Below are 22,359 nucleotides of genomic sequence, written 5' to 3'. Positions count from 1 at the left end.
CGGCGCTCCCCCGTCGCGGTCACATCAGGGGGGTGAGGAAGCGCCGCAGCGCCTCTTCGTAGGCCTGTGGGTCGGCGTTCCACATCGCGCCGTGGGAGGCGTCCCTGACGGTGTGCAGGGTGACGGTGTTCGGGTGGCCGGCGGCGAGGCGGCGGGAGAACCGCCAGGGCGCCACCGTGTCGTCGGGGCCGTGGAAGATCTGCGTGGGGACCGCGATCCGGTCCAGGTGGACGGCTTCGGGCCTGCGGTCGCCGTACAGGCCCGTGCGCCCCTGGGCGGCGCGGACCGCGAGCGGCAGCAGCGCGCCCGGGGTGCGCCGGGCCGTGGCGAGGGCGCGCAGGGTCGCCTCCCAGCTGAGCACCGGGGAGTCCAGGACGAGGCCGGCGACGCGGGCGCGCACCTCGGAGCGGGCGGCGGTGCGCAGCGCCATGGTCGCGCCGGTGGACCAGCCGTACAGGACGACCCGCCGGGCGCCGGAGTCCACGGCGTGGTGGAGCGCCGCGTCGAGATCGCGCCACTCGGTCTCGCCGAGGTGGTTGAGGCCGTGCGGGGGACGCGGCGCGCCGGGGTCGCCCCGGTAGGCGGGGGCGAGCACCGGGAAGCGGTGGCGGTGCAGGAACTCCATGAGGTTCATGGTGTGCTCCCGGGTGGCGCCGAGGCCGTGGACGGCGATCACCCAGGTGTCCCGGGCTCCCGGGACGAACCATGCGGGCAGGGGGCCGAGTTCGCCGGGAACCTCGAGGTCGGTGTGGTCCAGGCCGAGGGCGCTGCCCGGGTCGCCGACGTACAGGTTCGGGGTGAGCCGGGCGCGGTCGCCGGGTTTCGGGGTGCCGTACGTCACGCGTTCGAGACGGCGCACGACGGTGTCGGCGGAGTCCGGGGCACCGGGCAGTACGGGACCGACGACCGCGTGGAAGCCGTCGCCGGTGAGACCGTGGCGTCCGGGCCGCAGTGTGGTGAAGTCCCTGGTGAGGGCCATCTGGCCGGCGGCGGTGGAGTGGACGGTGAGGCCGGGGTCGGTGGGCAGGGGGCCGCCCGGGGACGTCCTGAGCGCGGCGTCGCTGGCGTACCGGCCGACGGCCACCGCGGCGGCGCCGGCGCCTATCACGGCGGTGACGGCAGCGGCCGTCGCTCTGGCAGTGCGCACGTTCTCCAGTGTCATGTCGGAACGTGTACCCGGCCAGCGGGGGCGGGCACCGCAGGGCCGGCGGGTCCGTCCGGCCGCGGGACGCGGGCGCACCGGCGGGGAGTTCGGGGCGGGTTGCTCCGCCCCCGCCGCCCCTTCCCGTCCCCGGAGGCTGCGCCCCGGCCCCCGTCTCCGGACGCCGGACGGACCGGGTGCCGTCCTCAGCCCCGCTGCCCGTACCCCCGCAGCCGCTCCCCCACCTCCGTCACCTGCTCCGGGGTCAGCAGGTGCGGGGACAGACCCGGGACGGAGGACGCGGTCAGCCAGAGGCGGCACATCCACTCCAGCTGGGCCGTGCGGTCGTAGGCCTGGTCGAGGGTCGCGCCGTGGGTGACGGTGCCGTGGTTCTGCAGGAGGCAGCCGGTGCGGCCGTCGAGCGCGCGGAGCATGTTCTCGGCCAGTTCGTCCGTACCGTACGTCGCGTAGCGGGCGACCCGGACGGGCCCGCCGAGCGCCGCCGCCATGTAGTGGATCAGCGGCAGCTCCTCGACGAGCGTGGAGACGGCCGTCGCGTGCACGGCGTGCGTGTGCACGACGGCGCGCGCGCCGGTCGTGCGGTACACCGCGAGGTGCATGGGCAGCTCGCTGGTGGGGACGAGCGAGCCGAGGACCTGCCGGCCGGTGAGGTCGACGCCCGTCACGTCGTCCGGCGCCAGCCGGTCGTAGGGCACTCCCGACGGCGTGACCAGGACGGTCTCGCCGACCCGCACCGAGACGTTGCCGGAGGTGCCGACGACGAGTCCGTCCGCGACGGTCCTGCGCGCGGCCCCGACGAGTTCCGCCCAGGCGAGCGCCTCCTCCTCGCTCACGTCCCGGGCGCCCCCCGCTTCCCGTACGTCCCCTCGCCGCTCAGTCATGCCGCGATCCTGCCAGGCGACCCTCCCTCGTCGCGGCACCGCCGTCCGGCGGAGTCTCCACCCCCTCTTACGGTCACCACGATGCCCGTTCCAGTTCATCTTCCGTTCATCCTGGTTACCTACATTCGACCAGCCAATGACCTCGAACGATTGCCTGGGTAAATGGAAAGCTTCTCGCTGATCCTCGCGATTGTGGTGGTAACCGCACTCGCGTTCGATTTCACGAACGGTTTCCACGACACCGCGAACGCGATGGCAACGACCATTTCGACCGGTGCTCTCAAGCCCAAGGTCGCGGTGGCCATGTCCGCCGTACTCAACCTCGTGGGCGCCTTCCTCTCGGTGGAGGTCGCCAACACGATCTCCAAAGGACTCGTCGACGAGTCCGGCATCCGTCCCGAGGTCATCTTCGCCGCGCTGGTGGGCGCGATCCTCTGGAACCTCCTGACCTGGCTGGTCGGTCTGCCGTCCAGTTCCTCGCACGCCCTCATGGGCGGTCTGATCGGCGCCGCCGTCGCCTCCGCCGGTCTCGGCGCGGTGCACGGCGACGTGCTGGTCACCAAGGTCCTGATCCCCGCGATCGCCGCCCCGCTGGTGGCCGGAGTCGCCGCGATGTTCGCGACCCGGCTGACCTACCGCCTGGGCAGGAAGGCCGACGGCAAGGCCTCCGAGAAGGGCTACCGCGCCGGCCAGATCGCCTCCGCCGGCCTGGTCTCCCTGGCCCACGGCACCAACGACGCCCAGAAGACGATGGGCATCATCACCCTCGCCCTGGTCGCGGGCGGCGCCGTCGCCCCCGACTCCGACCCCCCGATGTGGGTCATCCTCTCCGCGGGCATCGCCATCGCGCTCGGCACCTACCTCGGCGGCTGGCGCATCATCCGCACCATGGGCAAGGGCCTGACCGACCTCCAGCCGCAGCAGGGCTTCGCCGCCCAGACCAGCGCCGCGACGGTCATCCTGGCCTCCTCGCACCTCGGCTTCTCCCTCTCCACCACGCATTCCGTCTCCGGTTCCGTGATGGGCGCGGGCCTGGGCCGCAAGGGCGGCGTCGTCCGCTGGTCGACCGCCACCCGGATGTTCGTCGCCTGGGGTCTGACACTGCCGGCGGCGGCCCTGGTCGCGGCGCTCGCCGAGTGGGTCTGCGGCTTCGGCGACTGGGGCACCGCCCTCGTGGCCGTCTTCCTGATCGCCTCCAGTGCGGCGATCTGGAAGATCTCCCGGCGCGAGGTCGTCGACCACACCAACGTCAACGACCACGAGGCACCGGAGGCGGAGCCGTCCGGCGTGGTGACGCAGGCGATGGCCGCGGTGACCCCGCCCCCGGCGGGCACCCTGACCGACGACCTCTCGGCCACCATCCCGGCGCCGGCCCCCGCCGACCCGGCGGCCCCGCCGGCCACGACCACCGTCTGACCGCGACCCGGCAGACCCGGTACGAAGGAAGAAGAGCACCATGAAGATCGACTGGGCGGCCCTCGGCTCCGTCTTCGGCGTCAGCCTCGTGGTCACCGTGGTCCTGGTGGGCCTGTTCACTCTCGGCATCAACGGCCTCTCCCGCCGCGAGCGGGCCGCCGCCCAGGGCCAGCCGGCGGCCCTGGCGGTCACCGGCGCCTACGCCTGCTTCGCGGCGTGCGCGGCGGCGGTGGGGTACGGCATCTACCTGATCATGGCCTGATCACGGGCCGCACCGGTCCGGGCGGGCGGTGCGGGAGCCGAGGCTCCCGCACCGCCCGCCCGCGTGTACGCACCCCCTCCCGGGGTTCACCCACCGGAGTCCCCCTGTGGGCCTCAGCACACTTCAGCCTCGCAGGTCAACGGCAAGTTGACGGCCCTTCCAGGGCCGTGGTGGACTGCCTCAGCCACTACGGCGGCAGGAGAGGAAGCCGGTGCGATTCCGGCGCGGTCCCGCCACTGTCACCGGGGTGAACATCCCGGGAGCCAGGAACTCTCACCGCCGGTCTCGTCGAACCAGGGCGTGGACACCCTGAGTGAGGACATAACGCCATGCGCGGCTGCCTGCCGAGGTCGACCAGCGACACTCCGCCCCGTCCGGGGGCCGTCCCCTGCGGATCCGCGGTCGGCTGACCCCATGGGTACCGATCGCGTGTTCGCGTACGGTGCCGCCGCCGGCCTCCTCGGCGACCTGTTGCTCGGCGATCCCCGCCGGGGGCATCCGGTCGCCGCTTTCGGGCGGGCCGCGGCCGCCGTGGAACGGGTGCTGTGGCGGGACGACCGGGGCCGGGGCGCGATGCACACCGCCGTGTGCGTCGGCGGGACCGTGGCGCTGGGGAGCCTGGCCGCACGCCTCGTACGCTCCTCCCCCGCCGCCTCCGCCGCCCTGACCGGTGTCGCCACCTGGGCCGTCGTCGGCGGGACCTCGCTGGCCCGGGAGGCCCGCGCCATCGGACGGGCGCTGGAGGCCGGGGACGTCGAGGCGGCCCGGGCGCGGCTGCCGCACCTGTGCGGCCGGGACCCGCAGGCCCTGGACGCCGACGGGATCGCCCGCGCGGTGGTCGAGTCCGTCGCCGAGAACACCTCCGACGCCGTGGTGGGCGCGCTGGTGTGGGGCGCCGTCGCCGGGGTGCCGGGACTGCTCGGGTTCCGGGCCGTCAACACACTGGACGCGATGGTCGGCCACAAGTCCCCCCGTTACCGCCGCTACGGCTGGGCCTCCGCCCGCCTCGACGACGTCGCCGGGTGGCCCGGGGCGCGGCTGACCGCCGTGCTCGCCGCGCTCGCGGGACCGGACCCGCGCGGGTCCGTGCGGGCGTGGCGCGCGGACGCGGCGGAGCACCCGAGCCCCAACGCCGGACCCGTCGAGGCGTCCTTCGCGGGCGCGCTCGGCGTGCGGCTCGGCGGACCCCTCTCCTACGGCGGGCGGGTCGAGCACCGGCCCGTGCTCAACGGCGGCGGACGTGCCGTCGCCGTGTCCGACATCGACCGGGCGGTACGGCTCTCGCGGCGGGTCGGCTGGCTCGCGCTCGCGGCCGGCGCCGTCGCACGGAGCGCCATGAAGGGACGTACGTCGTGAGCGGCGGAGGGCTGCTGGTCGCCGGGACCACCTCGGACGCCGGCAAGAGCGTGGTGACCGCCGGGATCTGCCGGTGGCTGGTGCGGCAGGGCGTCAAGGTCGCGCCGTTCAAGGCGCAGAACATGTCGCTGAACTCGTTCGTGACGCGGGAGGGCGCCGAGATCGGGCGGGCGCAGGCCATGCAGGCCCAGGCCTGCCGGGTCGAGCCGACCGCGCTGATGAACCCGGTGCTGCTCAAGCCGGGCGGCGAGCGGTCCAGCCAGGTGGTGCTGCTGGGCAGGCCGGTCGGCGAGATGAGCGCGCGCGGCTACCACGGCGGGCGGCAGCAGCGGCTCCTCGGCACGGTGCTGGACTGCCTGGAGCAGTTGCGGGGCACGTATGAGGCGGTGATCTGTGAGGGGGCCGGCAGCCCGGCCGAGATCAACCTGCGGCGCACCGACATCGTGAACATGGGGATCGCCCGGAACGCCGGGCTGCCGGTCCTCGTGGTCGGCGACATCGACCGGGGCGGCGTCTTCGCGTCCTTCTTCGGCACCGTCGCACTGCTCTCCCCCGAGGACCAGGAGCTGGTCGCCGGGTTCCTGGTGAACAAGTTCCGGGGCGACGTGTCGCTGCTGGAACCGGGCCTCGACATGCTGCGCGGCCTGACCGGGCGGCGGACCTACGGCGTGCTGCCCTTCCGGCACGGGCTCGGCATCGACGAGGAGGACGGACTCAGGGTGTCGCTGCGCGGCGCCGTACGGGAGTCCGTGGTCGCCGCGCCGGTCGGTGAGGACGTGCTGCGGGTCGCCGTGTGCGCGGTGCCGCTGATGTCCAACTTCACCGACGTGGACGCGCTCGCCGCCGAGCCGGGTGTCGTGGTGCGGTTCGTGGACCGTCCCGAGGAGCTGGCCGACGCCGACCTCGTGGTGGTGCCGGGTACGCGCGGCACCGTGCGGGCGCTGGAGTGGCTGCGGGAGCGCGGGCTGGCGGACGCGCTGCGGCGGCGGGCGGCCGAGGGACGCCCGGTGCTCGGGATCTGCGGCGGGTTCCAGGTGCTCGGGGAGCGCATCGAGGACGACGTCGAGAGCCGGCGGGGCCGGGTCGCCGGGCTCGGCGTCCTGCCCGTACGGGTGCGGTTCGCCCACGAGAAGACGCTCACCCGCCCCGCCGGCCGGGCGCTCGGGGAGCCCGTCGAGGGGTACGAGATCCATCACGGGGTCGCCGACGTGCTGGGGGGAGACCCCTTCCTGGACGGCTGCCGGGTCGGACAGACCTGGGGCACGCACTGGCACGGCTCGCTGGAGTCGGACGGTTTCCGGCGGGCCTTCCTGCGCGAGGTGGCCGCCGCCGCGGGGCGCCGCTTCGTACCGTCCCCCGACACCTCGTTCGCCGCGCTGCGCGAGGAGCAGCTCGACCGGCTCGGCGACCTGATCGAACAGCACGCGGACACGGACGCGCTGTGGCGGCTCATCGAGTCCGGCGCGCCGCAAGGACTGCCCTTCATCCCACCGGGAGCACCCGCATGAGCACTGTGTTGTTGTTGTCGACCGCCGACACGGACCTGCTGGCGGCCCGTGCCTCCGGCGCCCCCTACCGGATCGGCAACCCGACCCGCGTGGACGTGGCGGCCGAGCTGCCCGCGCTGCTGGACGGGGCGGACCTCGCCGTCGTACGGCTGCTGGGCGGCAAGCGCGCCTGGGAGGACGGGCTCGCGGCGCTGAAGGCGTCCGGGATCCCCGCGGTGCTGCTCGGCGGGGAGACGGTGCCGGACGCGGAGCTCATGGCCGAGTCGACGGTGCCGGCCGGTGTGGTGGCGGAGGCGCTGCGGTACCTCGTCGAGGGCGGCCCGGACAACCTCACCGAACTGGCCCGTTTCCTGTCGGACACCGTGCTGCTGACCGGCGAGGGCTTCGAGGAGCCGCGGAAGATGCCGGAGTACGGCGTCCACGGCGAGCGTGCCCTGGAGCGGGGCCGCCCGACGGTCGGCGTGCTGTTCTACCGCGCCCACGAACTGAGCGGCAACACCGCCTTCGTGGACACGCTGTGCGACGCGATCGAGGCGCGGGGCGCCAACGCCCTCCCCGTGTACTGCGGTTCGCTGCGCGGCGCCGACCCGGAACTCTACGGGCTGCTGGCCGAGGCCGACGCCCTGGTCGCCACCGTGCTGGCGGCCGGCGGCACGCACGCCTCGCAGGCGTCGGCGGGCGGTGACGAGGAGGCCTGGGACATCGGGGCGCTCGCCGACCTGGACGTGCCGGTGCTGCAAGGGCTCTGCCTCACCTCCTCGCGCGCCGCGTGGGAGGAGTCCGACGCCGCCCTGTCCCCCATGGACGCGGCGATGCAGGTCGCCATCCCCGAGTTCGACGGCCGGCTGATCACCGTCCCGTTCTCCTTCAAGGAGCAGGGCCCCGACGACGTCCCGGTGTACGTCGCCGATCCGGAGCGGGCCGCGCGGGTGGCCGGGATCGCCGTACGGCACGCCCGGCTGGGGCACAAGCCGAACGCCGGGAAGAAGCTCGCGCTCGTCTTCACCGCGTACCCGACCAAGCACTCCCGCGTCGGCAACGCGGTCGGCCTGGACACGCCCGCGTCGGCGGTCCGGGTGCTGGACGCGCTGCGGGAGGCGGGGTACGCGGTCGACGGCTACCCCTCCGGCGGTGACGAGCTGATCCACCGGCTCATCGAGGCCGGCGGACACGACGTCGAGTGGCTGACCGAGGAGCAGCTGGCCGCCGCGCCCGCGCGGGTGCCGCTGGCGGACTACCGGGCATGGTTCGAGCAGCTGGACCCGGAGCTGCGGGACGGGATGCGTCAGGCATGGGGCGAGCCGCCGGGGTCGCTGTACGTCGACGGGGACGACATCGTGCTGGCGTGCCTGCGGTTCGGGAACGTCGTGGTGATGATCCAGCCGCCGCGCGGCTTCGGGGAGAACCCGATCGCGATCTACCACGACCCCGACATGCCGCCCTCGCACCACTACATGGCGGCCTACCGCTGGCTGGAGAACAGCTTCGGCGCCGACGCGATCGTGCACATGGGCAAGCACGGCACGATGGAGTGGCTGCCGGGCAAGGGGCTGGGGCTGGGCGCCGGGTGCGCGCCGGACGCGGTGCTCGGCGACCTGCCGCTGATCTACCCGTTCATCGTCAACGACCCCGGCGAGGGCACCCAGGCCAAGCGGCGCGGGCACGCGACGGTGGTCGACCACCTGGTGCCGCCGATGGCGCGGGCCGACACGTACGGCGATCTGGCCAAGCTGGAGCAGCTGCTCGACGAGTACGCGCTGGTCTCCGACCTGGACCCGGCGAAGGCGCCGGCGGTGCGCGCGCAGATCTGGACGCTGGTGAAGGCCGCCGAGCTCCACCACGACCTGCACGTGGACGACCAGCCGGACGACGACGCCTTCGACGAGTTCGTCATGCACATCGACGGCTATCTGTGCGAGATCAAGGACGTGCAGATCAGGGACGGCCTGCACGTTCTCGGCGGCGGCCCGGTCGGCGAGCCGCGCGTGAACCTCGTGCTGGCGGTGCTCCGCGCCTCGCAGGTGTGGGGCGGGCGGGCGAACGCGCTGCCGGGTCTGCGGGCCGCGCTGGCCGCGCACTTCGGGCTGGTGGAGAAGGAACTGCTGGCCGAGCCGGGCGCACCGGTGAAGGCGCCGGTGGAACTGACGGATCTGGTGGACGGTCCGGCGCGCAGCGGCGCGGACGTGATCGACCTGCTGGAGCAGCTGTGCCGGCGGTTCGCGGAGGGGATGGAGGAGCGCGGCTGGGCGGCCGGCTCGGTCCCCCCGCTGGTGCGGGAGGTGCTGGGCACGGAGCTCCCCGACGCCGTGGCCGTGCTGCGGTTCGCCTGTGAGGAGGTCGTGCCCCGGCTGGCCCGGACGACGGACGAGATCGGGCACATCCTGCGGGCGCTGGACGGCGGTTACGTCCCGGCGGGACCGTCGGGATCGCCCACCCGCGGGCTGGTCAACGTGCTGCCGACCGGGCGGAACTTCTACTCCGTCGACCCCAAGGCGATCCCCTCGCGGCTGAGCTGGGAGGTCGGGCAGTCCCTCGCGGACTCGCTGGTGCAGCGGTACCTGCAGGACACGGGCGCGTACCCGAAGTCCGTCGGCCTGACGGTGTGGGGCACCTCCGCGATGCGCACCCAGGGCGACGACATCGCCGAGATCCTGGCGCTGCTGGGGTGCCGTCCGGTGTGGGACGACGCGTCGCGGCGGGTGACCGGGTTCGAGGTGGTCGGCCTCGAGGAGCTGGGCCGGCCGCGCATCGACGTGACGGTCCGCATCTCCGGGTTCTTCCGGGACGCGTTCCCGCACGTGGTGGGGCTGATCGACGACGCGGTGCGGGCGGTGGCGGAGCTGGACGAGCCCGCCGAGTCCAACTACGTACGGGCGCACGCCGACGAGGACACCGCCGGGCACGGCGACCGGCGGCGGGCCACCGCGCGCATCTTCGGCTCGAAACCGGGGGCCTACGGGGCCGGTCTGCTGCCGCTGATCGACGCGCGGAACTGGCGCTCGGACGCGGACCTCGCCGAGGTGTACGCGGTCTGGGGCGGCTACGCCTACGGTCGCGGGCTCGACGGGCGGGCGGCGCGCGGGGACATGGAGACGGCGTTCCGGCGGATCGCGGTGGCGGCGAAGAACGTCGACACGCGCGAGCACGACCTCGTCGACGCCGACGACTACTTCCAGTACCACGGCGGCATGGTCGCCATGGTGCGGCACCTGACGGGGGCCAGCCCCGAGGCGTACGTGGGGGACTCGGCGACTCCGGACCAGGTGAGGACCCGCACGCTCGGCGAGGAGACGCACCGGGTCTTCCGGGCCCGCGTGGTCAACCCGCGCTGGATGGCGGCGATGCGGCGGCACGGCTACAAGGGCGCCTTCGAGATGGCGGCCACCGTCGACTACCTCTTCGGGTACGACGCCACGGCCGGTGTCGTGGACGACTGGATGTACGAGAAGCTCAGCGCGGAGTACGTCTTCGACCCGGAGAACCGGGACTTCATGAAGCAGTCCAACCCGTGGGCCCTGCGCGGCATCACCGAGCGGCTGCTGGAGGCCGCCGACCGCGGGCTGTGGGCCGAACCGGACGCGGACACGCTGGAGCGGCTGCGCGCCACCTACCTGGAACTCGAAGGCGATCTGGAGGGCGACCAGTGACCACCCCCTTTCCGTTCACGGCCGTCGTCGGCCAGGACGACCTGCGGCTCGCGCTGCTGCTGAACGCCGTCTCCCCGGCGGTCGGCGGTGTGCTGGTGCGCGGCGAGAAGGGCACCGCGAAGTCGACGGCGGTGCGTGCCCTCTCGGCGCTGCTGCCGGAGGTCGCCGTGGTGCCCGGCTGCCGTTTCTCCTGCGACCCCGCGGCCCCGGACCCCGGCTGCCCGGACGGTCCGCACGAGAGCGGCGGCGGTGCCGCGCGGCCCGCCCGCATGGTCGAACTGCCCGTGGGCGCCTCCGAGGACCGGCTGGTCGGCGCGCTCGACATCGAGCGGGCGCTGGCGGAGGGCGTGAAGGCGTTCGAGCCGGGGCTGCTGGCCGACGCGCACCGGGGGATCCTGTACGTCGACGAGGTCAACCTCCTCCACGACCACCTGGTCGACCTGCTGCTGGACGCCGCGGCGATGGGCGCCTCGTACGTCGAGCGCGAGGGCGTCTCCGTGCGGCACGCGGCGCGGTTCCTGCTCGTCGGGACCATGAATCCCGAGGAGGGCGAACTGCGTCCGCAGCTCCTCGACCGGTTCGGGCTGACCGTCGAGGTGGCCGCCTCGCGCGAACCCGACCAGCGGGTGGAGGTCGTACGGCGGCGGCTGGCGTACGACGACGCCCCCGCCGCCTTCGCCGCCCGGTGGGCCGGCGAGGAGGCCGCCGTACGGGCACGGATCGTGGCGGCGCGGGAGCTGTTGCCGTCGGTGCGGCTCGGGGACGCGGCGCTGCGGCAGATCGCGGCGACCTGCGCGGCGTTCGAGGTGGACGGCATGCGGGCCGACATCGTGATGGCGCGTACGGCGACCGCGCTGGCGGCCTGGGCGGGGCGGACGGACGTGCTGGCCGAGGACGTGCGGCAGGCCGCGCTGCTGGCCCTCCCCCACCGGCGGAGGCGGAATCCGTTCGACGCGCCGGGCCTCGACGAGGACAAGCTCGACGAGACGCTGGAGGAGTCCGGGGGCGACGACGGCCCCGACACCGATCCGGACGGGCCCGACGGGGGTGGCGGGCAGCCGCCCGCGGAAGGCCCGGAGGGCCCGCAGGGCGGTGGTGACGCGGGGGCGCCGGCCGAGGCCGGGGAAACCGGGGAGGCCGAGCAGTCCGCGGGGACCGGTTCCGGTGAGCGGTCCCCGGCGGGCGCCGCCGATCCCTTCCGCACGAAGGTGCTGAGCGTGCCCGGGATCGGTGAGGGCGCCGCCGGGCGTCGGTCACGGGCGCGGACCGAGCACGGGCGCACGACGGGTGCGCGGCGGCCCGGGGCTGCGCTGACGAAGTTGCATCTGGCGGCGACCGTGCGGGCGGCGGCTCCGCACCAGCGGGCGCGGGGCCGCTCCGGGCCGGGGCTGGTGGTGCGCCGGGACGATCTGCGGCAGGCCACGCGCGAGGGGCGTGAGTCGAACCTCGTGCTGTTCGTCGTGGACGCCTCGGGGTCGATGGCGGCGCGGCAGCGGATGGGCGCCGTGAAGGGTGCCGTGGTGTCGCTGCTGCTCGACGCCTACCAACGGCGGGACAAGGTGGGTCTGGTGACCTTCCGGGGGTCGGCGGCCGATGTCGCCCTGCCGCCCACGTCGTCGGTGGACGCGGCGGCGGCCCGGCTGGAGTCGCTGCCGACCGGTGGGCGGACCCCACTGGCGGCGGGACTGCTCAAGGCGCACGACGTGCTGCGGGTGGAGCGGCTGCGGGACCCGGCACGGCGTCCGCTGGTCGTGGTGGTGACGGACGGGCGGGCCACCGGTGGTCCGGATCCGGTCGCGCTGGCCTCGCGCGCGGCGCGGCTGTTCGCGGCCGAGGGGATCGCGTCGGTGGTCGTGGACTGCGAGTCGGGGCCGGTGCGGCTGGGGCTCGCCGGGCGGCTGGCCGGTGAGCTGGGCGGCAGCGCCGTGACGCTGGACGAGCTGCGGGCCGACTCGATCGCCGGGCTGGTGAGGGACGTGCAGGGGACTTCGACTTCGAGGAGGGCCGCGTAATGCCGAAGGGACAGCCGAGTGTCGTACCCGATGACGGGCTGACGACCCGCCAGCGGCGCAACCGTCCGCTGGTCGTCGTGCACACGGGCATCGGCAAGGGGAAGTCGACCGCCGCGTTCGGGCTTGCCCTGCGGGCCTGGAACCAGGGGTGGCCGATCGGGGTGTTCCAGTTCGTCAAGTCGGCGAAGTGGAAGGTCGGCGAGGAGAACGCGCTGCGCGTGCTGGGCGCCAGCGGTGAGGGCGGGACCGTCGACTGGCACAAGATGGGCGAGGGCTGGTCCTGGGTCCAGCGCGACGCGCAGATGGACAACGAGGAGAAGGCCCGCGAGGGCTGGGAACAGGTCAAGCGGGACCTCGCCGCCGAGACGTACAGGCTGTACGTGCTCGACGAGTTCGCCTACCCGATGCACTGGGGGTGGGTCGACACCGACGAGGTGGTGTCCGTGCTGCGGGAGCGGCCGGGGACGCAGCACGTGGTGATCACGGGGCGGAACGCGCCGGAGAAGCTGGTCGGGGTCGCCGACCTCGTGACCGACATGTCCAAGGTCAAACACCCCATGGACGTCGGGCAGAAGGGGCAGAGGGGCATCGAGTGGTGAGCTCCGTCCCGCGGCTGGTGATCGCCGCGCCCTCGTCGGGGAGCGGGAAGACCACCGTCGCCACGGGGTTGATGGCCACGCTGTCCGCGCGGGGGTTCACCGTGTCCCCGCACAAGGTGGGGCCCGACTACATCGACCCCGGTTACCACGCGCTGGCCACCGGGCGGACGGGGCGGAACCTCGACGCGTACCTGTGCGGTCCCGAGCTGGTCGCCCCGCTGTTCGCGCACGGTGCGGGCGGGTGCGACGTCGCCGTCGTCGAGGGCGTGATGGGGTTGTACGACGGGGCGGCCGGTGAGGGCGAGCTGGCGTCCACCGCGCAGGTGGCGAAGACGCTCCGGGCGCCGGTCGTGCTCGTCGTCGACGCGTCGGCGCAGTCGCGGTCGGTGGCGGCGCTGGTGCACGGGTTCGTGAGCTGGGACCCAAAGGTGCGGGTCGGGGGCGTGATCCTGAACAAGGTCGCCTCGGACCGGCACGAAGGGTTGCTGCGGGAGGCATTGGACTCCGTCGGGGTGCCGGTGCTCGGTGTCCTGCGGCGGGCACGGCAGGTCGACACGCCGTCGCGGCATCTGGGGCTGGTGCCCGTGGCCGAGCGGCGGGCCGCTGCTGTCGAGGCCGTTTCGGCGATGGCCGCTCAGGTCGCCGACGGGTGTGATCTGGCGGCGTTGGTCTCGCTGGCGCGCAGTGCGGGGGCGTTGCCCGGTGCGGCGTGGGATGCGGGTGCGGCTCTGCTCTCCTCGCCCTCGCCGTCCCTTCCGGTCCCGTCCCCGGGCTCCCCTTCGGCCCCGGCCGGGTCCCCTCCTCCGACTCCCCCGGGCGGGCCGGTCGTCGCGCTCGCCGGTGGAGCGGCTTTCACGTTCTCCTATGCGGAGCATGCCGAGCTGCTGACCGCTGCCGGGGCCGAGGTCGTCACCTTTGATCCGTTGCGGGACGAGGAACTGCCCGAGGGGACCGCCGGGCTGGTCATCGGCGGGGGGTTCCCCGAGGTGTACGCCTCGGAGCTGTCCGCCAACGGGTCGCTGCGCAAGGCCGTCGCCGAACTCGCCCTCGGCGGTGCTCCCGTCGCGGCCGAGTGTGCCGGGTTGCTGTACCTGTGCCGGGAACTCGACGGGCTGCCCATGTGCGGGGTGCTGGACGCCTCCGCGCGGATGTCGGAGCGACTGACCCTGGGGTACCGGGACGCCGTGGCCGTGGGCGACAGTGTGCTGGCCGGCGCCGGTACCCGGATGCGGGGGCACGAGTTCCACCGGACCGTCGTCGAGCCGGGGGCCGGGCAGGAACCCGCCTGGGGGATGCGGGCGCCCGAACGGCGTGTCGAGGGATTCGTACAGCGTGGTGTGCACGCGAGCTATCTGCACACGCACTGGGCGTCCGAGCCCGGTGTCGCCCGTCGGTTCGTGGAGAGGTGCCGGACGTCATGAGCAGCAGGCTGGTCGGGGTCGGGGTCGGACCCGGGGATCCGGAGCTGGTGACCGTCAAGGGGGTCAACGCGCTGCGGGCCGCCGACGTCGTCGTGGTGCCGGTCCTCGACTCCGGTGAGCGCGGGCGGGCCGAGGCGACCGTGCTGCACTACGTGCCCGCCGGGAAGGTCGTCCGGGTGGTGTTCGCGCTGAACGAGCAGAGCGACCGGGCACGGCGCGAGGCGGCCTGGGACGCCGCCGGCGAGCGGGTCGCCGGACTGCTGCGGGAGCACGGGGCCGTCGCCTTCGCGACCATCGGGGACCCCAACGTGTACTCGACGTTCACGTATCTGGCCCAGACCCTCGTGGAGCTGGTGCCGGACACCGTCGTCGAGACCGTTCCGGGGATCACCGCCATGCAGGATCTGGCGGCGCGGTCGGGTGCGGTGCTGACCGAGGGGACCGAGCCGCTCACGCTGGTTCCGGTGACCGCCGGGGCCGCCGTGCTCAGGGACGCCCTGGCCGGACCCGGGACCGTCGTCGCGTACAAGTTCGGGCGGCAGGCCGGCGAGGTCGCCGAGGCGCTGCGGGAGACCGGGCGGATCGGGGACGCGGTGTGGGGGTCGGCGCTCGGGCTGCCGGAGGAGTCGGTGCGGCCGGCCGCCGAGCTGGACGGGGCGCCGCTGCCGTACCTCTCGACGCTCATCGCGCCGCCGCGGCGTGACGGCGGGCGGGGCGGGAAACTGTGAGCCGGGCCGGGTCGCGCTCAGTGCGCGACGCCCACCACCAGCCAGATGAACAGCGCGCCCGCGACCGTGCACAGCAGAGTGGAACGGGCCGGGTGCTCGTGGTGGGCCTCGGGCAGGATCTCGGCCGCCGCGAGGTAGAGCAGGGCGCCGCCGAACAGACCGAGGTAGCCGCCGAGCAGCGGCTCCGGGATGGTGAGGAACAGGGTCGAGGCGGCGCCCGCCACCGGCGCCGCCGCGTCCGCGAACAGCATCGTCAGCGCGCGGCGGCGGGCGTTCCCGTAGACGCGCGTGAGCGTGTACGTGTTGAAGCCGTCCGCGAAGTCGTGGGCGATCACGGCCACCGCGACGGCGGCGCCCATGCCGCCGCCGACCTGGAAGGCGGCGCCGATCGCCACGCCGTCCATGGCGCTGTGGCCGACCATCGCGGCGGCGGCCGTGAGGCCCACCTCGGGCGTGCGGCCGTCGCTCTCCCCGGCGCCGTGCGCGGCCTGGCGGTGGGCCAGCAGGCGTTCCACCAGGTGGGCCAGCAGGAAGCCGGCGACGAAGAGCAGCAGGGCCGCGGGGACGCCGTACACCTCGGTGCCGGCCGCCTCCAGGGACTCCGGGAGGAGTTCGAGGCCGACGACGCCGAGCATCAGCCCGCCGGCCAGGCCCAGCACCAGGTGGCGTCGGTCGGTCACGCGGTGCGCCGCCCAGCCGCCGGCCAGCGTCATCAGGAACGCGCCGAGCGCGACGAGGACCGCCATGTGCTCTTCGTATCCGATCGGCGCTCGTTCACGCACGCGTGACAGCCGCTCACCGCCCACTGTCTTTGACCGTTCGCCAGAGAGGACCGATTTCCATGGCCGATGCCGCAGGCGGCAAGGTGACCTTCGTCGGAGCCGGCCCCGGCGCCGCCGATCTGCTGACGTTCCGTGCCGCGCGCGCCATCGCCGAGGCCGATGTCGTGATCTGGGCCGCAAGCCTGGTGCAGGAGGAGGTCCTCCGGCACGCGCGTGAGGACGCCGAGGTCCTCGACTCGGCGACGATGTCCCTGGAGGACGTCGTGGCCGTCTACGAGCGGGCCCACGCGGAAGGGCTGAAGGTCGCGCGGATCCACTCGGGCGATCCCGCGCTGTGGGGCGGCACCCAGGAGCAGGTCGACCGGTGCGCGGAGCTCGGTGTCGCCACCGAGATCGTGCCGGGTGTGTCGTCGTTCTCCGCCGTCGCGGCGCTCGCGCGGCGGGAACTGACCATTCCCGAGGTGGCGCAGTCCGTGGTGCTGACCCGGCTCGGCGGCGGCAAGACGCCGATGCCGCCCGGTGAGGAGGTCCGCGAGTTCGCGCGGCACGGCACCACCATGGCGGTCTTCCTGTCGGCCGCCCGCAGTGGGCAGCTGGTGCGGGAGCTGCTGGAGGGCGGCTATCCGACGTCCACGCCGGTCGTCGTCGCGTACCAGGCGACCTGGCCGGAGGAGCTGGTCGTGAAGTGCACGATCGGCACGCTGGAGGAGACGGTCAAGGAGCACAAGCTCTGGAAGCACACGCTGTTCCTGGTCGGCCCGGCGCTCGACGCGCACGGCACCCGCTCGCACCTGTACCACCCCGGTCACTTCCACGGCTTCCGCAAGGCCGACCCGGAGGCGCGCCGGGCGTTGCGTTCGCGGGGTGCGAGCACGTGATCACCGTCGTCGGGATGGGAGCGGGGACGCCGCTCGACGAGCGGTGCGCGGCCGGGGCGGAGCTGGTGGTCGGCGGGCGGCGGCACCTGGACGCCGTGCGGCTGCCGGAGGGGGCCGAGCGGATCGTGCTCGGACCGCTGGCGCCCGCGCTCGACATCGTGGAGAAGTACGTCGCCGAGGAGCGGCCGGTCGTGGTGCTGGCGTCCGGGGACCCCGGGTTCTTCGGGATCGTGCGGGCGCTGGCCGAGCGGTTCGGGCCGGAGCGGCTCGACGTGCGGCCCGGCGTCTCCTCCGTGGCCGCCGCTTTCGCGCGGGTCGGGCTGCCGTGGGACGACGCCGTGGTGGTGAGCGCGCACGGCAGGGATCCGCGTACGGCGGTGCACCTGTGCCGGGCCCGTCCGAAGGTCGCCGTGCTGACGGGGCCGGGTGCGGGCCCGGCCGAGCTGGGGGCCGCGCTGCGGGACACCGCGCGGGTGCTGGTCGTCGCCTCCGCGCTCGGCTCCGCCGAGGAGCGGGTGGAGCGGGTGACGCCCGCCGAGGCCGCCGCGCGGGACTGGGGTCCGGCGGTGAGCGTGGTGCTGTGCCTGGACGAGGCGCGGGCCCTCGGGCCGGTACGGACCGTCGCGGGCGGGGCCGGGGGCGGGGAGCCCGCCGGCTGGGCGCTGGACGAGGCCGGGTTCGACCACCGTGACTCCATGATCACCAAGTTCGAGGTGCGGGCCCTGGCCCTGGCCCGGCTCGGTCCGCGCCCCGGCGAGCTGGTGTGGGACATCGGCGCGGGGTCGGGGTCCGTGGCCGTGGAGTGCGCGCGGCTCGGTGCCGCCGTCACCGCCGTCGAGAAGGCGCCCGACGGGGTGGAGCGCGTCCGCGCCAACGCCGCCGCGCACGGGGTCGACGTGCGCGTGGTGCACGGGGCGGCGCCGGATGTGCTGGCCGGCCTCGACGAGGAACCCGACGCCGTGTTCGTCGGCGGCGGGGGACGCGAACTGCCGGCGGTCGTCACCGCGTGCGCGCGCCGGGCGCGGCGGACGGTCGTCGTCGCCGTGGCCGCGCTGGACCGGGTTCCGGCGGCCCGCGAGGCGCTGACGAACGCCGGTCTCTGCTGCGACGGCGTGCTGTTGCAGTCGTCGCGGCTGGCGCCGCTGCCCGGGGACGTGACCCGGCTGGCGGCGGCCAATCCCGTTTTCCTGCTGTGGGGCGTCAGGCCCCCGGCGTACACCGAAGGAGTCTGCGAGTGATCGGCCTCATCTCCGCCACGGCGGCCGGAGCGGCCGCGCGGGACCGGCTGGCCGCCGTGTGGCCGGACCGCACGCGTGTGTACGAGGGTCCCGTGCCGGACGCCGTGCGGACCGCGTTCGCCGAGTGCGAGCAGCTCGTGTGCTTCCTCGCCACCGGGGCCGTGGTGCGGCTGGTGGCGCCGCTGCTGGACGACAAGGCGAGCGACCCGGGTGTGGTCTGTGTCGACGAGGGCGGACGGTTCGCGGTGTCGCTGGTCGGCGGGCACGGCGGCGGGGCGAACGAGCTGGCCCGCGCGGTCGGCGAGGTGCTGGGCGCCGAGCCGGTGGTGACGACGGCGACCGACGCGGCCGGTCTGCCGGGTCTGGACACCCTCGGTCTGCCGGTGGAGGGCGGCGTCGCCGCCGTGTCGCGGGCCCTGCTGGACGGGGAGGCGGTGGCGTTGCGGGCCGAGGTGGCCTGGCCGCTGCCACCGCTCCCGGTCGCGGACGAGGGGGCGTACACGCTCCGGGTCACGGACCGGCTGGTCGAGCCGGGCGAGCGGGAGGCGGTGCTCCGGCCGCCCACCCTCGTCGTCGGCGTCGGCGCCTCGAAGGGCGCCCCCGTGGACGAGGTGCTCGGTCTGGTCGAGGACGCCCTGCGCGAGGCCGGACTGTCGGCGGCGTCGCTCGCCGAGCTGGCCACCGTGGACGCCAAGGCCGACGAGCCCGGCATCGTGGCGGCGGCCCGACGGCTCGGGGTGCCCCTGGTGACGTACGCCGCCGAGGAGCTGGCGCGCGTCGAGGTGCCCAACCCGTCGGACGCACCGCTGGCCGCCGTCGGCACCCCGTCGGTCGCGGAGGCCGCCGCGCTGGTGGGCGGGGGCGAACTGCTCGTGCCCAAGCGGAAGTCGGCGGCACGGCCCGCGATGGCGACCTGCGCCGTCGTACGGCGGCCGGGGCGCGGGCGGCTCGCGGTGGTCGGGCTGGGGCCCGGCGCCCGGGACCTGCTCACCCCGCGGGCGAGGGACGAGCTGCGGCGCGCCTCCGTGCTGGTGGGGCTCGACCAGTACGTCGACCAGATCCGCGATCTGCTGCGGCCCGGCACGCGTGTGCTGGAGTCCGGTCTCGGGGCGGAGGAGGAGCGGGCCCGCACGGCCGTCGCCGAGGCCCGGCGCGGGCAGGCGGTCGCGCTGATCGGCAGCGGCGACGCCGGGGTGTACGCCATGGCCTCCCCGGCGCTCGCGGAGGCGTCCGACGACATCGACGTGGTCGGGGTGCCGGGCGTGACGGCGGCGCTGGCGGCCGGGGCGGTCCTGGGCGCGCCGCTGGGCCACGACCACGTGTCGATCAGCCTGTCCGACCTGCACACGCCGTGGGAGGTCATCGAACGGCGGGTGCGGGCGGCGGCCGAGGCGGACCTCGTGGTGACGTTCTACAACCCGCGCAGCCGGGGCCGTGACTGGCAGCTGCCGAAGGCGCTCGCGATCCTCGCCGGGCACCGGGAACCGGCGACGCCGGTCGGGGTGGTGCGCAACGCGTCCCGCGCGGACGAGTCGAGCCGGCTGACCACGCTGGCCGCGCTGGACCCGGCGACGGTCGACATGATGACGGTCGTGACCGTGGGCAACACGGCGACCCGGGAGATCGCGGGGCGCATGGTCACCCCGCGTGGCTACCGCTGGCAGGAGGAGGCACGGTGAACCGCGTGGTGCACCCCATCGAGCAGGAGTCCTTCCGACGGCTGCGCGCCCGCCTCGACACCTCGCACCTTTCGCCGCTGACCCGGGCGGTGGTGGAGCGGGTCATCCACTCCGCGGCCGACCTGGAGTACGCGTCCGACCTCGTCATGGACGAGGACGAGCTGGCGAAGGCCCATGCCGCGCTGCACGCCGGGGCGCCGGTCGTGGCGGACGTGGAGATGGTCGCGGCCGGGATCACCCGCCGGAAGACCGTGTGCCGGCTCGGGGACGCGCGCTCCGGGCCGGGGCTGACGCGCTCCGCGCACGCCGTACGGCTGGCGTACGAGGAGGTCGGGCCCGGCGCCCTGTGGGTGATCGGCTGCGCGCCGACCGCCCTGGAGGAACTGCTGACCCTGGACGCCTCCCCCGCGCTCGTCATCGGGCTGCCCGTCGGTTTCGTCGGGGCGGCCGAGTCCAAGGCCGCGTTGCGGGAGAGCGGGCTGCCCGCCGTGAGCAACGTGTCCGAGAAGGGCGGGTCGGCGGTCGCCGCCGCCGCGCTCAACGCCCTGCTGTACCACCCCGCTTCACCCGAGGATTCCGAGGAGAACCTGTGACCACCCCGCCGCCCGCCCTGCTCATCGCCGGCCACGGCACCCGGGACGACGCCGGAGCGGAGGCGTTCCGCGACTTCGTGCGGGAGCTGGGGCGCCGCCACCCCGAACTGCCCGTCGCCGGCGGGTTCATCGAGCTGTCCCCGCCGCCGCTGGGCGAGGCCGTCGCCGAGCTGGTGGAGCGGGGGGCGCGGCGGTTCGCCGCCGTGCCGCTGATGCTGGTGTCCGCCGGGCACGCCAAGGGGGACATCCCGGCCGCGCTGGCCCGCGAGAGGGAACGGCACCCGGGCATCTCGTACACCTACGGCCGTCCGCTGGGCCCGCACCCCGCGCTGCTGAGCGTGCTGGAGCGGCGGCTGGCCCAGGCGGTGGACCCCTCCTGGGACCCGTCCGAGGTGACCGTGCTCCTGGTGGGGCGCGGGTCGACGGACCCGGACGCCAACGCCGAGGTGTTCAAGGCGGCGCGGCTGCTGTGGGAGGGCCGCGGGTACGCGGGCGTGGAGACGGCGTTCGTGTCGCTGGCGGCACCGGACGTGCCGAGCGGGCTCGACCGGTGCGCACGGCTGGGGGCGCGCAGGGTCGTCGTCCTGCCCTACTTCCTGTTCACCGGGATCCTGCCGGACCGGGTGCGGCAGCAGACCGAGGAGTGGGCGGCGGCGAACCCGGGCACCGGGGTGCGGTCGGCGGACGTCATCGGTCCGGAGTCGGAACTGCTGGACCTGGTGTGGGAGCGGTACGAGGAGGCCGTCAAGGGCGACCTGCGGATGAACTGCGACTCGTGCGTGTACCGGATCGCGCTGCCGGGCTTCGAGGACAAGGTGGGACTGGCGCAGCAGCCGCACTTCCACCCGGACGACGACGGCCATCACCACCACGGGCACGGCCACGCGCACTCCCATGCACACTGAGCCGACGGCCGGCGGGCACGACCTGCGGCACCACGGGGACGCCGAGGTCCGCGACGACGGCTGCGCGCTGGTCGACCTGGCGGTGAACGTCCGCGCGGACGCGCCTCCGGGGTGGCTGCGGGAGCACATCGCCGGGTCGCTGTCCGGGCTCGCGGCCTACCCGGACGGGCGGGCGGCGCGGGCGGCGGTGGCGGCGCGGCACGGGCTGCCGGTGGAGCGGGTGCTGCTGACGGCCGGGGCGGCGGAGGCGTTCGTGCTGCTGGCGCGGGCGCTGAAGGTGCGCCGGCCGGTGGTGGTGCATCCGCAGTTCACGGAGCCGGAGGCGGCGCTGCGGGACGCCGGGCACACGGTGGACCGGGTGCTGCTGCGGGAGGCGGACGGCTTCCGGCTGGAACCGGCGGCGGTGCCGAAGGAGGCGGACCTGGTGGTGGTCGGCAACCCGACGAACCCGACGTCGGTGCTGCACCCGGCCGCGGCGCTCGCCCGGCTCGCCCGGCCGGGACGGACGCTGGTGGTGGACGAGGCGTTCATGGACGCGGTGCCGGGCGAGCGCGAGGCGCTGGCCGGGCGCACGGACCTCCCCGGTCTCGTCGTCCTGCGCAGCCTCACCAAGACGTGGGGGCTGGCGGGGCTGCGGATCGGCTACGTCCTGGCGGACCCGGAGACCGTCGTGGAACTGGAACGCGCGCAGCCGCTGTGGCCGGTGTCCACACCGGCGCTGGCGGCGGCGGAGGCGTGCGTGGGGCCGCGGGCCCTGGCGGAGGCGGCCGACGCGGCCCGCCGCATCGCGGCGGAGCGGGCTCATCTGACCGCCGGGCTGCGCGACTTCGCCGGGCACGGCCTCCGGGTGGTGGAACCCGCCGAGGGGCCCTTCGTCCTGGTCCGGCTGCCGCACGCGGCGACGGTGCGGCGACGGCTGCGTGCCCTCGGCTACGCGGTGCGGCGCGGGGACACGTTCCCGGGGCTGGGCGAGGAGTGGCTGCGTCTGGCGGTGCGGGACCGGAAGACGGCGGACGGGTTCCTGGGCGCGCTGGGACAGGCGCTGAGAACAGTGTGATCCGCCCCCACCCCTCCTCCTTCCCGGCCCCCGGGGCGCGGAGTTCCGGGTTCGGAAAGGAGGAGGGGCGGCGGGACCCGCGTGCGGGCGGCGACCACGGCCGGGCGGCGTGCGGCGTGCAGAAGCCGGTGCTGTCCGAGGCGGTGGGATCCCATGAGGCAGGTACGGGGCCGGAGGGGACGTCCGCGCCGGGAGCGATTCGTCGGCGATCCGAGCTTTCTTCACCCCTTCGGGG

18 protein-coding genes and 1 riboswitch are annotated in these 22,359 nt (G+C 74.8%); of the genes, 15 read left to right on the top strand and 3 right to left on the bottom strand.

What is annotated here, in order from left to right; all coding sequences use genetic code 11:
• Window positions 1-19: 19 nt before the first annotated feature.
• Both KYY02_RS18750 and KYY02_RS18745 read right to left on the bottom strand, forming a co-directional pair.
• Entirely contained in the window at window positions 20-1,147 is a 1,128-nt protein-coding gene (locus tag KYY02_RS18750; RefSeq protein ID WP_371239269.1) for an alpha/beta hydrolase, read from the bottom strand.
• Between the two features lie 200 nt (window positions 1,148-1,347).
• Window positions 1,348-2,043: a class II aldolase/adducin family protein gene (locus KYY02_RS18745; protein ID WP_371239267.1), complete on the bottom strand. Its 696-nt coding sequence runs from the start codon at window positions 2,041-2,043 to the stop codon at window positions 1,348-1,350.
• A gap of 162 nt (window positions 2,044-2,205) precedes the next feature.
• Here KYY02_RS18745 and KYY02_RS18740 point away from each other — a divergent pair, with 162 nt between their 5' ends.
• The 9 genes from KYY02_RS18740 (at window position 2,206) to cobI (ending at window position 14,992) form a co-directional block, all read left to right on the top strand.
• A complete protein-coding gene (locus KYY02_RS18740) occupies window positions 2,206-3,459 on the top strand; it encodes an inorganic phosphate transporter (RefSeq protein ID WP_371239265.1) in 1,254 nt (417 codons plus the stop codon).
• Window positions 3,460-3,499: 40 nt separating this feature from the next.
• The gene (locus KYY02_RS18735) at window positions 3,500-3,721 is read left to right on the top strand and encodes a hypothetical protein (RefSeq protein WP_371239263.1); all 222 of its coding nucleotides are present in this window, start codon (window positions 3,500-3,502) and stop codon (window positions 3,719-3,721) included.
• Between the two features lie 154 nt (window positions 3,722-3,875).
• Window positions 3,876-4,013: riboswitch (cobalamin riboswitch) on the top strand.
• 122 nt (window positions 4,014-4,135) lie between these two features.
• The gene (locus KYY02_RS18730; RefSeq protein WP_371239261.1) at window positions 4,136-5,077 is read left to right on the top strand and encodes a cobalamin biosynthesis protein; all 942 of its coding nucleotides are present in this window, start codon (window positions 4,136-4,138) and stop codon (window positions 5,075-5,077) included.
• Complete coding sequence (locus KYY02_RS18725) at window positions 5,074-6,585, top strand: cobyric acid synthase (protein ID WP_371239259.1); 1,512 nt, start codon at window positions 5,074-5,076, stop codon at window positions 6,583-6,585. Before KYY02_RS18730 ends, KYY02_RS18725 begins: the two co-directional genes overlap by 4 nt.
• A complete protein-coding gene (cobN, locus tag KYY02_RS18720) occupies window positions 6,582-10,232 on the top strand; it encodes a cobaltochelatase subunit CobN (protein ID WP_371239257.1) in 3,651 nt (1,216 codons plus the stop codon). The genes KYY02_RS18725 and cobN overlap by 4 nt, the downstream gene beginning before the upstream one ends.
• The gene (locus KYY02_RS18715; protein WP_371239255.1) at window positions 10,229-12,244 is read left to right on the top strand and encodes a putative cobaltochelatase; all 2,016 of its coding nucleotides are present in this window, start codon (window positions 10,229-10,231) and stop codon (window positions 12,242-12,244) included. The genes cobN and KYY02_RS18715 overlap by 4 nt, the downstream gene beginning before the upstream one ends.
• Window positions 12,244-12,843: a cob(I)yrinic acid a,c-diamide adenosyltransferase gene (cobO, locus tag KYY02_RS18710; RefSeq protein ID WP_371239253.1), complete on the top strand. Its 600-nt coding sequence runs from the start codon at window positions 12,244-12,246 to the stop codon at window positions 12,841-12,843. Before KYY02_RS18715 ends, cobO begins: the two co-directional genes overlap by 1 nt.
• Window positions 12,837-14,264, top strand: a complete 1,428-nt coding sequence (locus tag KYY02_RS18705; protein ID WP_371239251.1) for a cobyrinic acid a,c-diamide synthase CobB — start codon at window positions 12,837-12,839, stop codon at window positions 14,262-14,264. The genes cobO and KYY02_RS18705 overlap by 7 nt, the downstream gene beginning before the upstream one ends.
• On the top strand, window positions 14,261-14,992 hold the full coding sequence (gene cobI, locus KYY02_RS18700; protein ID WP_371239249.1) for a precorrin-2 C(20)-methyltransferase: 732 nt from the start codon (window positions 14,261-14,263) through the stop codon (window positions 14,990-14,992). The genes KYY02_RS18705 and cobI overlap by 4 nt, the downstream gene beginning before the upstream one ends.
• 17 nt (window positions 14,993-15,009) lie before the next feature.
• Here cobI and KYY02_RS18695 read toward each other — a convergent pair whose 3' ends face one another.
• The gene (locus KYY02_RS18695) at window positions 15,010-15,738 is read right to left on the bottom strand and encodes a ZIP family metal transporter (RefSeq protein ID WP_371239247.1); all 729 of its coding nucleotides are present in this window, start codon (window positions 15,736-15,738) and stop codon (window positions 15,010-15,012) included.
• A gap of 95 nt (window positions 15,739-15,833) precedes the next feature.
• On the opposite strand from KYY02_RS18695, the gene cobM reads away from it, so the two are divergent.
• The 6 genes from cobM to cobC are packed head-to-tail and all read left to right on the top strand — an operon-like array spanning window position 15,834 to window position 22,124.
• Complete coding sequence (gene cobM / locus KYY02_RS18690; RefSeq protein WP_371239245.1) at window positions 15,834-16,652, top strand: precorrin-4 C(11)-methyltransferase; 819 nt, start codon at window positions 15,834-15,836, stop codon at window positions 16,650-16,652.
• Window positions 16,649-17,890: a precorrin-6y C5,15-methyltransferase (decarboxylating) subunit CbiE gene (cbiE, locus tag KYY02_RS18685; RefSeq protein WP_371239243.1), complete on the top strand. Its 1,242-nt coding sequence runs from the start codon at window positions 16,649-16,651 to the stop codon at window positions 17,888-17,890. The genes cobM and cbiE overlap by 4 nt, the downstream gene beginning before the upstream one ends.
• Window positions 17,887-19,569, top strand: a complete 1,683-nt coding sequence (gene cobJ, locus KYY02_RS18680; RefSeq protein WP_371239241.1) for a precorrin-3B C(17)-methyltransferase — start codon at window positions 17,887-17,889, stop codon at window positions 19,567-19,569. Before cbiE ends, cobJ begins: the two co-directional genes overlap by 4 nt.
• Window positions 19,566-20,162 carry a precorrin-8X methylmutase gene (locus tag KYY02_RS18675; RefSeq protein ID WP_371239239.1) on the top strand — a complete coding sequence of 199 codons (597 nt, stop codon included), beginning with the start codon at window positions 19,566-19,568 and terminating at the stop codon, window positions 20,160-20,162. Before cobJ ends, KYY02_RS18675 begins: the two co-directional genes overlap by 4 nt.
• Entirely contained in the window at window positions 20,159-21,067 is a 909-nt protein-coding gene (locus KYY02_RS18670) for a sirohydrochlorin chelatase (protein ID WP_371239237.1), read from the top strand. The genes KYY02_RS18675 and KYY02_RS18670 overlap by 4 nt, the downstream gene beginning before the upstream one ends.
• Window positions 21,057-22,124 (top strand): Rv2231c family histidinol phosphate aminotransferase CobC, encoded by a 1,068-nt coding sequence (gene cobC / locus KYY02_RS18665; protein WP_371239235.1) that lies wholly within the window; start codon window positions 21,057-21,059, stop codon window positions 22,122-22,124. The genes KYY02_RS18670 and cobC overlap by 11 nt, the downstream gene beginning before the upstream one ends.
• Window positions 22,125-22,359 lie beyond the last annotated feature (235 nt).

The organism is Streptomyces pimonensis, from assembly GCF_041380215.1.
Taxonomy (GTDB): Bacteria; Actinomycetota; Actinomycetes; order Streptomycetales; family Streptomycetaceae; genus Streptomyces; species Streptomyces pimonensis.
Note: the sequence above shows the minus strand (reverse complement) of the source record. Positions and strands in the feature narration are given on the sequence as shown.